Here is a 10,117-nt window from a genome sequence, read left to right on the forward strand (position 1 = left end):
GAACAGCGGTGGCTCAAGTTCTTTAAAGACGGCGAACACCTGAACGCCGATCACCTTCCCGACTGGATGCAAACTCCGGAAATGAGGCAAGCCATGACCACCCTGAAGGCCTTCTCCGACAAAGAACGCGCCTATCACGTCTATCAGGCCCGGCAGGACTTCCTGCGCCAACAGCGCTCGATCCAACGCGAACTCGACGACGAACGGGCGGCGCGCGAGACCGAGCGGCAAACAGAAGAAGGTGCCTTGCAGGCGCAGCACGATGCCTTGCAGGCGCAAGAGGTCGAGCGCCAAGCCAAGGAAGCCGCCCTCGCCGAGATCGAGCGGCTTAAAGCTCTATTGCACGATCGCAACCACCCCGCGGACTGACTGAAAAGCCGTTCCCGTGCGAGCGGCCTCCGGCCGCGATGGGCGCCGCGGTAAACGCCGACACCCCGCGACCCGGCGAACCCCCGCTGCCGGAGGCCGCTCCCACAGGATCGCCGTGCGCCTTTCATGAACCTCAAGGCTCGGCGTCCTCAGACATCGCGAACACCCATCGAAAATCCTTTACCCCGGACGCCGCTCCCGCAGCCCATCGAAAATCCTTTACCCCGGACGCTGCTCCCGCAGCGGGCCGCCGGATCCAATCGCGACCGCCTTGTAACGCCCTTTAAAAGCACGTTTCGCTATCCAATAATCTGCACGGTCGTTCACACATCAGCCCATCAATTGATCCCACGAGGAGATTCCATCTTCGACAACCCCGGAACGCCCTCTTCCGTGCCACCTGAGGCCCGCAACTTCGGTCAGCAATTGACAATTTTCGTCACTATTGGCCGCGTTTTCACGATCCACCGGAAGCCCTCCCGCATGGCAACGAATCCACGGCTAACCTAAACAGCTTTACATCTTTTTACATCACAGCAACTTGGCGGACGCGCTGCCAGCAAACACGAAAAGGCAGGCGCTGGCTCGGATTATGCAGATCCCGCGTCAGGGAGACACAAAGGACGCGGCTGCACGGCGGTCGCGACGGCCTCCCAGTGCAGCCGCATTCATCATCCATTCCGGAGAACAGACGTGAAGAAATTCCAACAAGGCTTTACATTGATCGAGCTGATGATCGTCGTGGCGATCATCGGGATTCTGGCAGCCATCGCCATCCCGGCCTATTCGGATTATACAAATCGCGCCAAGGTCAGCGAAGTCCTGGTACTCGCCAGCGCGAGCCGCGGCAATATCGCGGAGTACTTCCTCTCGACTGGAGGCTATCCCGCTTCCACCAACGCTGCCGGCATTAACGACAATATTGGTCAGAGCAAGTACCTTAGCAAGATCGAGTTTGCAACTAGCAGCGGCGGCGCCACGCTCACCTATACGCTTGACAACTTCCAGAACGACCAGATCGACACCACGACGTTCGTCTATCGCGTGACGGGCAATAATGATGGCGTAAAAGTGACATGCAGCGAAGGCACTGTCCCCGACAAATTCCTCCCCGCCAACTGCCGTAAGTAATTAGACACTCCCGGTTGACGAAGAGTGGGCCCTCTGGGGCCCCCTCGCTTGATGCCCTTTATCCAGCACCGAGCCTGGCCGTTTTAAGCCCAATCACCGATCGCAACCGAAACGATCCAGTGTCTGATCATCCTTCTTATACCTCGTTTGTCACGCGCCGTTCTCAGTTGGCCATTTCCGCTGCCCTGGGGGCGCTGATCCTGGTTACCTGGCTTGCGTATCAACCCGCACTCCCCGGCTTCTTTCTCTTTGACGACTTCGATAATTTGGGCGCACTCCAAGTCGCGCAAGTCCAGGATTTAGGATCAATCGATGACTATTTGTCCGCTGCCAACGCGGGACCTTCAGGCAGACCCATCTCCAAACTTTCCTTCCTGATTGACGATAACGCCTGGCCATCCGCGCCCGGCGGGTTCAAGCGAACCAACTTGCTGATCCATCTATTGATCGGCGTGCTGCTGTTCGCGACCGGTCGGCGGATACTGGCTCGATTCTACCCTCCCGGAGCAACTGACTGGCTCGCCTTGACCGCAGCCGCGGTCTGGCTGCTGCATCCGCTTCAGGTCTCCACGGTCATGTACGTGGTCCAGCGCATGACCCAACTGTCCGCGCTGTTCGTGACCCTTGGGGTCTTGACTCATCTCTGGTTACGCCTGAGGTCCCAACGGCAGAGTGCGGCAACACTCGTCTTGCTGACCCTCTCAGTGGCCAGCTTCACCCTACTGGCAACCTACAGCAAAGAAAACGGCGTGCTGTTGCCAGTTTATCTATTGGTCCTCGAATATACCGTGCTCGTCGGCCTGCCCACTGACCGGCTGCTCCTGTGGTGGCGCCGGGCCTTCCTCATTCTGCCCAGCGTTGCGTTAATCGCCTATCTCGCCTATTGGCCACACTGGCAGTCGAGCTACTCGACCAGGGATTTCAGCCTCGGGGAGCGGCTCCTCACCGAACCCGTCGTCCTGGTCGATTACCTCTCGCACCTGGTCAGCTTTCGGGTGGTTGGTCTGGGCCTCTTCCAGGACGACTACCCCATCTATTCCAGCCTGTTTTCACCGGCTGTCAGTGCCTCACTGCTCTTACTCGGGGTTGCACTCGCCGTTGCGCTCGTCGCGCATCGACGCTGGCCGCTTCTCAGCCTTGGCATCCTCTGGTTCCTGGCGGGTCATCTGCTGGAATCGACCACGGTACCGTTGGAAATCTATTTCGAGCACCGCAACTACCTGGCGGTGTTTGGCCCGATCCTGGCGGCAGCGGCCCTGATTTACAGCGGCCTCGGCAGACTGAGCGGCGACCTAAGGAAGGTCGCGCCGGCAATCGCGGTCGGTTTCATCGCCATGTCCGCCTTGACCACTTGGGGATACGCCGCGGACTGGGGGCTGCGGGAACGGCTGCTGCCGATCTGGGCGGCCGAACACCCGAACTCACCACGTGCACAGCGGACCTATGCCGTTACCTTGGCCGAGTTCGGGGAACATGCGGCGGCGCTTGATGCGCTGGACACCGCCTATCGGCGCTTCCCCAAGGATCTGAGCATTCCGCTGCTGTCGATTGACATCTCGTGCCGGTTCGCCCAGCCAGTGCGCTATGATCTTACTGAATTAGCCAGGCGGGTGGAGGATCATGTGTGGACGGACGCGCTGAGGCCGGCTATCAAGACCCTGAGTGACGGCATCCTGAACAACCACTGCAGGCCCAAGACTGCGGAGCTACACGCCTTCATCCGCCGGTTGCTTGATCTGCCGTCCGGCGAGCTGCGCCGCAGCGGTCTAGCTGCCTTCATGGTCCTGAGCGGCGAGCTGTACCTGCGGGAACATGACGCCGACGGCGCACTGCGGGCCTTTCACACCGTTGACATCTTGGTACCATCCGCCGACTCAGCCCTACGCATCGCCTCCGTTTACCTCCTGGTACAGGACTACCCAAGAGGTCTGGCAGCCATCGAATTGGCTCAATCAAGGGCGCTGGCCGGTAACCCCTGGCGCCGCGCGGGGATCCAAGCCGAGTTTGCTGGGGCTATTGAACGTATCGAATCACTACAGGCCACGAAGCAAGGGGCCGCCGGTCCTGACGCCCCATCGCCGCCGGGCACCAGACCCTGACCACCAGATGAGTTCACCAAACCGCAGTAAGTTCGAGAAGCGATTTGCATTCGGTAAGAATTGGGCGCGATTTATTGAGATACTCGATGAGGACCGGCTTGCGGAGGCCGAACGATCCCTCCAAGAGATGCTCGGGTCCCCCCGTCTGGATGGGTTGACCTTCCTTGATGCGGGCTGCGGCAGTGGACTTTTCTCCCTGGCGGCACGTCGGCTCGGCGCCCGCGTGCATTCATTCGATTTCGACCCGATCTCCGTTGCGACCACGCGCAGCCTGAAGGAACGCTTCGCGCCCTCCGACAGCGACTGGCTGATCGCACACGGATCGGTACTCGACACCGCTTACCTGAGCGGCTTGGGGCAGTTCGACGTTGTGTATTCCTGGGGTGTGCTCCACCATACCGGCCAGATGTGGCAGGCCATGGACATCATCGCTGCCAGCGTCGCCAACCAGGGGCGACTCTTCATCTCGCTCTACAACGATCAGGGACTGATCTCTGACTTCTGGCGAAAGGTCAAGCGGCTGTATTGCTCCGGCGTCCTTGGCCGCATCGTCGTGATTCCAGTGTTCTTTACCTTTTTCGTGCTGGCCGGCTTAACGGGGGACCTGTTGAGACGACGAAATCCACTGCGGCGCTACACCGAGTATCGGCGCAACCGGGGGATGTCGCTCGTCCACGACTGGATCGATTGGGTGGGCGGCTATCCCTACGAGGCTGCCAATCCAGGGGAGGTGTTCGAGTTCTATACGCGGCGCGGCTTCGCAATGAGCAAACTGACGACCCGTCCGTCACGGGGATGCAATGAATACGTGTTCCGGCATACCGGTGTTGCGCCCTTCTTTCCACCCGACCCGATCACCTAGCGCAAAGGGTCATGACCTCGATTGGTCTATCCGCGGGCCGTTTCACCATTCCCGTTCCTGCACACCAGGAGGCCAGTCGACTGATGAGCGCCCTGTCACGCAAACTCCAGCATTCGCTGCGCCTACTTGAGCGGACTCCGCTGCATCCTCAGTGGCTGGTCCTGCGTCACCGCCGAGAACTGGCACAGTGGCTTGACGGGTACGCGCGCGGCAGGCTGTTGGACGTGGGCTGCGGCAACGGCCAGTTGCGCGCGCTTGCTCCACCCTCGGTGACCTATGTGGGATTGGATTACCCGCCCACCATCGATCTCGGGTATGTCGGCCGACCGGACATCCTGGGAGACGCGGCCCGACTGCCCTTCCGGGACGCCTGTATGGATACGGTCTGCCTACTCGACGTCCTTGAGCACCTTGCGGACCCGACCAAGGCCCTGACCGAGGCGGCGCGGGTACTGAAAGCCGATGGCCTGTGTCTGATCCATGTGCCCTTCATCTACCCCCTGCATGACACGCCCCACGATTTCCAGCGCTGGACACGCCATGGACTGATGCGCATGCTTGCTGCCTGTGGATTAAGGGTGGACGCGATCACGGAGACCACGACACCGATCGAGACCGGGGCCGCCATGCTCTCTATGGCCCTCGCGCAGGCGAGCCTGGATACCCTGGCGAGGCCCAGCCTCGCGCTGCTACTGGCACCCCTGGTCATCCTGCTCTGCGCCCTGGTCAACCTCCTGGGCTGGTTGCTGGCGCGTCTGCTCCCGCCATCCGTGCTGATGACCTTCAGTTATCGGGTGGTCGCCAGTCCGATACCCGCCCCTCACCCGCAAGCCGGATACTTGGGACACCGAGGTCCCCCAAGGGCGAGACGACCCGCAGGGCAGTATTCGACCATGACGTTGGCCCAACTCGCCGCGCGAGACCGCCACCTCTTGGCGCTTCGGGCGCGGGAACTGCGGCTTGCCGCCGCTTTGATCGGTCGGACGCCGCAACGCATCCTCGAGATTGGGGGCGGCAATGGCTGGCAGGCCCGATTGCTCGAGCGGATTGGTCACGATGTGGTGTCCATCGATGTAGCACCGCGCACCGACGGGGCGGCCGCGTACCCGGTACTCGGCTATGACGGCCATCACATCCCGTATGGCGATGGATCGTTCGACGTGGTATTCAGTTCCAATGTTTTGGAGCACATAGCCCACCTGGACCTTTTTGAGATGGAAATTCACCGGGTGCTGCGACCGAACGGCCGGGCGATCCACGTCCTGCCGACTTCCGCCTGGCGGGTCTGGACCTCGATCGCCCACCCGTTCCGCGTGATCCGTGCCGTGCGCAGCCTCTTCAATCCAAGGGGGCGTGCCAAGACTGGCGTTAAGGAGGTTGCCACCCACCGATGGTACAATGCATTCTGGCCGGAGCGTCACGGCGAACGCGGCAACTCGCTGACCGAGGTCTATTGGTTTTCAAAACGTGCTTGGACTCGCCATTTCGAGCACACTAGGTGGTCGGTGGAATCCACCCTGAGCGCCGGGATCTTCTACACAGGCCAGAGCGTGCTTCATGTGTACCTGGGATTTTCCGCGCGTCGGGTACTGGCCCGCTACCTGGGTGCGGCCACACGAATCTATGTCCTGTGCTCGGCCGATCGCGTTACCGATCAACGGGTCTTAGCAGAAACGACATCATGAAGCAGGATCCCATCTGCCCGATCTGCGGTGATGCCACGGCCCCCGATATGGCCGCCTGGCGCTTTCTCGCACTCGACCAGGCGCCAAAGAACTATGTGGTACTCCACTGCAACGGCTGCGGTCTCCGGTGGCTCGACCCCTACCCCCTTCCAGAGGATTACCAGACGATTTACGGAATCGGCTACTACGGGAACGGGCGTCAGATCGGCGGGGCCTATCAGGAGGGCACGCGGGAGCGCGCTCCCTGTGACGCGGCAATTGCCCGGCGGCTGTACATCATGGGGGTGACCGACGGCCTGCTCGACGTGGGGTGCGGAACCGGGGACTTTCTCTTGGAAGCGGCTCGCACAGGGGTTGACGGCGAGGGTGTTGAGCCGTCCGACTATGCCGCGCTGACCGCCCGGTCGCGGGGGCTGCGCGTCCATCACGGCACCTTAGGCGACCTGCCGAACCCACCCGCTCTCTACGCGGCAGCCCATTGCTGCCATGTGCTAGAGCATGTTCCGGATGCGCATGCCTTCCTGGAACAACTGCGCAACCTGCTGCGACCCGCCGCGCCGGTCTATATCGAGGTGCCCCAGCAATTCGACAGCATCTTGGATCGCATCGCGCGCCGACTCGGTCGCAAAAACTGTTACTCCGAGTACTCCATCCACCATCACTATTTCTTCTCCCCCAATGCGCTGACCGCCCTCCTCGAAGCCAATGGTTTCGAGATCACATCAATGACCAGCTTTCTCAGGTGCCGACGACAAGGACGCCGCAGCGGACCACGCAAGTGGGCACTCCAGACACTGTTGCAGGTCGCGAACATCCTGGGCCGGCGTGGGGACGTGATTGCCGTATGGGCCCGACGCACCAGGTAATCGGCCGCGCCCTCCGGCGGGTGGGTCGATCATCGATCGGCGACCTGTTTGGACGCGCGGTCACACTCATACTGCTCTTCGTCCTTTTGCGGCGAGAGGGTATCAGCACGGCCATGGACGAATTCTGTCTTGCCCTAGCGGTCGGGTCATTCCTCTATGGGACCCTTGCCAATGTGGTGGTCATCGCCCTAGTGCCGGATTTTGTGTATGACCATCGTCGGCGGGGCATCCTGGGTTACATCGGCTGGACCGCCGTCGCCGGGCTCACAGCGGGCGTGGTATCTGCCACCGTCGCCGGTGGACCAGCGTTCTCACCCTCGGGGCTTGCTGGCGCCGCATCCATCGCTGTCATGGGAACGGCGGGAATGCTGGCAGCCCCCGCCGCAGCCGCACTATACGCGGCACATCGCTATCTCGCCCCCGGACTGAGCTGGGGACTGCGACTCCTGCCGGTGAGTCTCTATCTCCTCTGGCCTAACCGGCCGCCCGAATTGATCTGGCTACTTGCCGGGCTGGCCTTGGCCGATGCATTCCGTGCCGCAGCGCTGCTGTGGCTCAGCCGTGATCGCTTCCTGTTCGCCCGCCGTGGTGAGTCACTGCGGTTCCTAAGCACCGCACTACCCTTGATCCTCGCGGCGGCGATCGCCGGGCTAAGCCCAGTCGTTGCCCGCTGGATCGCATCACTTGGCGAAGCCGGGGGGGTCAGCACCTTCGAGGCCGCTGATCGCATCTATGGCGCGATTGCTTCTGCCGCCAGTACAGGGACGGGCAGTGTCCTTCTGGTCTACCTCGCGCGTTTAGACGGCACCCCGCAGGAGCGCGACGGCTGGCGTTGGGTCCTAGTTGCATCCCTGGCCTGGAGTCTCGCGTGGCTAGTTATCAGCATCCTGCTCTGGGCGTTGATGCCAACCGCCGCATCTTGGTTCGGAGCCCAGAATGCGGCGGCACTCGGCCCAATCCGTAACACTTATCTCGCCCTTACTCTCGGCCTACCCGCCTTCATTATGACCGGCGTGCTCGGGCGTCGGCTCTTGACCCAGGGATATGCTAGATCGCTCGTCACCATGGCCACCGCCGGGATGACCTTCATGGCCGGCGCAAGCGCCATTCTATACCCTTTGGTCGGGACGCCGGGGATTGGCCTGTCGATCGCTCTGAGTCAATACCTGGTTGCAGCGTTGATGATCCAAAAGCTGATAAGGCGACGCGTAAAATGCGAATCTTGATCCTGGGCGATGTCCCCCCCGGTCTGATCGGGGGCGCACAAGTACAGTCCCTTCACCTGGCCCGTCGTTGGGCCGCTGCCGGCCATCCGGTACTGATCGTGGGTCCAGCTAACCGACCGGCGAGCGACGGACACGTATCAATCGTCCGCCTACCGGTGGTCAGGCGGCTCAAGATACTCCGCGCCGGAAGCTATCTGATCTCCGCCACTTGGTTTCTGTGGCGCCGCCGATACGAATACGACCTGATCTACTGCCGCTTTCTCAAAGAGCACGCGCTCGCGGCTAGCCTGGCCAGACGCTTGCTGCGTTTGAAGCAACCTTTGGTGAGCTGTCCCGCAAATACGGGAAATCAGGGAGATATTTATTATGTCAAGCATGCACCGTTACCATGGCTGTGGCGTTGGGCCTTCTCGCGCGGGGTATCGTGTATCAATGCCATGTCAGCACGGCTTGCACGCGAAGTCGCTACCCTAGCGCTTGCCCCAATTCCGGTCAGCCGGATCCCCAATGGCGTGGTCGTGCCACGTCAGGCTCCAGATCTCCGGAGACAAGACCGTCCCCCGCGCATTCTTTGTGTCGGCCGTTTCGTCGCGTACAAAGGTCACGATGTCCTCCTTCGAGCCATCCGCCTTCTACTCGACGCTGGCCACGCTTTTGAGCTTCGTCTCGTCGGGTACGGGCCGCTGCATCTAATGCTCGAAGCCGATATCTCGCGGCTCGGACTCTCCGACGTTGTGAGTATCCTAGGGCAGCGGCTGCCCGAGCAAATCCTGGACGAGATCCAGCAAGCGGATTTGTTCGTCCTGCCATCCTTGTGTGAAGGAATGCCGGGGGCTTTGTTGGAGGCGCTGGCCCACGGTCTGCCGGCGATCGCGACACAGGTGAGCGGCTCGGTTGACATATTGGATGATGAGATCGGGTGGTTGGTCCCGGTTGGCGATGCGGAAGCCCTCGCCTCCGCGATTGCAGCTGCACTTGACGCCGGACCTGATCGCCTGCGTGAAATGGGCTCAAATGCTCGTTATAAAGTGGCCCGCGAATACGATATGGACGTGGTGGCAGCGCGTTACCTGACACTGTTCAAGGAACTGACAGATTCGTCGAACGCCGCAACAGAGGTCAACCTGCGCGAACCGGTCGGTCGAATCTAAGGCCCAACGCATGGACGCCGGGTGCATGTTCGAAAGCTAACCCGTCATAGCGACGACTGATGTGATCTACCGCTGACGCAGCACCCCGTCTCTCGCCCGTAAGGCGTATCGGCCGACGCGGCAGCGAATTCCTTATTGAGCGTTTATTAGTCGAGTCTGAGTAAATCCATGAACAAGCGTCTGAACGCATTGTATAAGTTGCTGGTTGGCGACCCGACTGCACGTTTTGAACTACTGATGCTGCTTGGGCGCGTACTGGTACCGCGTTATCGGTTTAAGTGGCCGGATCTCGATTGGATGGACAACGGTGACTTCAACGATTACCTGGGACATTTTGGCGAGGGGACAGGTTTGAACACGGACCGCCGATGGATGCTGGGACAACTCCTGAGACTGACTTGCGAAGTCCCCGGCGATACGGCTGAGTGCGGCGTCTATCGCGGTGCCTCGTCCTACGCAATCTGCCGTTTCAATGCCTCACTGAAGAGTGCCCCCCGGAACCATTTCGCATTCGACTCCTTCCAAGGGCTGTCTGCGCCTCTGGCAGAGGATGGTCATCATTGGAGCGGCGGGGACTTGCGTGTGCCTTTGGCTCGACTTTGGCCATTTCAGGCCGTCGAGGCCAGTTGATCCAGCAAGCGTTCCCAGTCCCGCTGGGAAATAACGAGGGCGTCCGGGTCTGCGGTTGAGTTGACGAAATTCGCCGCCGCCCAACTGGTGCGGCGCAC

General features: G+C 61.1%; 9 protein-coding genes. All 9 read left to right on the forward strand.

The window, feature by feature from the left end; genetic code table 11:
* Positions 1-369 (forward strand): hypothetical protein (locus tag QZY03_RS08315; RefSeq protein ID WP_295579997.1); only part of this gene is annotated, 369 nt, incomplete at its 5' end.
* Between the two features lie 693 nt (positions 370-1,062).
* Entirely contained in the window at positions 1,063-1,500 is a 438-nt protein-coding gene (locus tag QZY03_RS08320; protein ID WP_295579998.1) for a pilin, read from the forward strand.
* 119 nt (positions 1,501-1,619) lie between these two features.
* The gene (locus QZY03_RS08325; protein ID WP_295580000.1) at positions 1,620-3,599 is read left to right on the forward strand and encodes a hypothetical protein; all 1,980 of its coding nucleotides are present in this window, start codon (positions 1,620-1,622) and stop codon (positions 3,597-3,599) included.
* Between the two features lie 7 nt (positions 3,600-3,606).
* Complete coding sequence (locus QZY03_RS08330) at positions 3,607-4,461, forward strand: class I SAM-dependent methyltransferase (protein ID WP_295580002.1); 855 nt, start codon at positions 3,607-3,609, stop codon at positions 4,459-4,461.
* Positions 4,462-4,544: 83 nt separating this feature from the next.
* Complete coding sequence (locus QZY03_RS08335) at positions 4,545-6,146, forward strand: class I SAM-dependent methyltransferase (protein WP_295580003.1); 1,602 nt, start codon at positions 4,545-4,547, stop codon at positions 6,144-6,146.
* The gene (locus tag QZY03_RS08340; RefSeq protein WP_295580005.1) at positions 6,143-7,012 is read left to right on the forward strand and encodes a class I SAM-dependent methyltransferase; all 870 of its coding nucleotides are present in this window, start codon (positions 6,143-6,145) and stop codon (positions 7,010-7,012) included. Before QZY03_RS08335 ends, QZY03_RS08340 begins: the two co-directional genes overlap by 4 nt.
* A 113-nt stretch (positions 7,013-7,125) precedes the next feature.
* Positions 7,126-8,238, forward strand: coding sequence for a lipid II flippase MurJ (locus QZY03_RS08345; RefSeq protein WP_295580007.1), 1,113 nt, complete (start codon positions 7,126-7,128; stop codon positions 8,236-8,238).
* Positions 8,226-9,389, forward strand: a complete 1,164-nt coding sequence (locus QZY03_RS08350; protein WP_295580009.1) for a glycosyltransferase family 4 protein — start codon at positions 8,226-8,228, stop codon at positions 9,387-9,389. Before QZY03_RS08345 ends, QZY03_RS08350 begins: the two co-directional genes overlap by 13 nt.
* A gap of 168 nt (positions 9,390-9,557) precedes the next feature.
* Entirely contained in the window at positions 9,558-10,019 is a 462-nt protein-coding gene (locus tag QZY03_RS08355) for a TylF/MycF/NovP-related O-methyltransferase (protein WP_295580011.1), read from the forward strand.
* Positions 10,020-10,117 lie beyond the last annotated feature (98 nt).

This window comes from uncultured Lamprocystis sp. (assembly GCF_903933125.1).
GTDB lineage: Bacteria > Pseudomonadota > Gammaproteobacteria > Chromatiales > Chromatiaceae > Thiodictyon.

Excerpts from the sequence above, each read along its gene's own strand:
- QZY03_RS08335 (WP_295580003.1), top strand. The coding sequence starts at position 4,545 with ATGAGCGCCCTGTCACGCAAACTCCAGCATTCGCTGCGCCTACTTGAG.
- QZY03_RS08340 (WP_295580005.1), top strand. The coding sequence starts at position 6,143 with ATGAAGCAGGATCCCATCTGCCCGATCTGCGGTGATGCCACGGCCCCC.
- QZY03_RS08345 (WP_295580007.1), top strand. The coding sequence starts at position 7,126 with ATGGACGAATTCTGTCTTGCCCTAGCGGTCGGGTCATTCCTCTATGGG.
- QZY03_RS08350 (WP_295580009.1), top strand. The coding sequence starts at position 8,226 with ATGCGAATCTTGATCCTGGGCGATGTCCCCCCCGGTCTGATCGGGGGC.
- QZY03_RS08355 (WP_295580011.1), top strand. The coding sequence starts at position 9,558 with ATGAACAAGCGTCTGAACGCATTGTATAAGTTGCTGGTTGGCGACCCG.
- QZY03_RS08330 (WP_295580002.1), top strand. The coding sequence starts at position 3,607 with ATGAGTTCACCAAACCGCAGTAAGTTCGAGAAGCGATTTGCATTCGGT.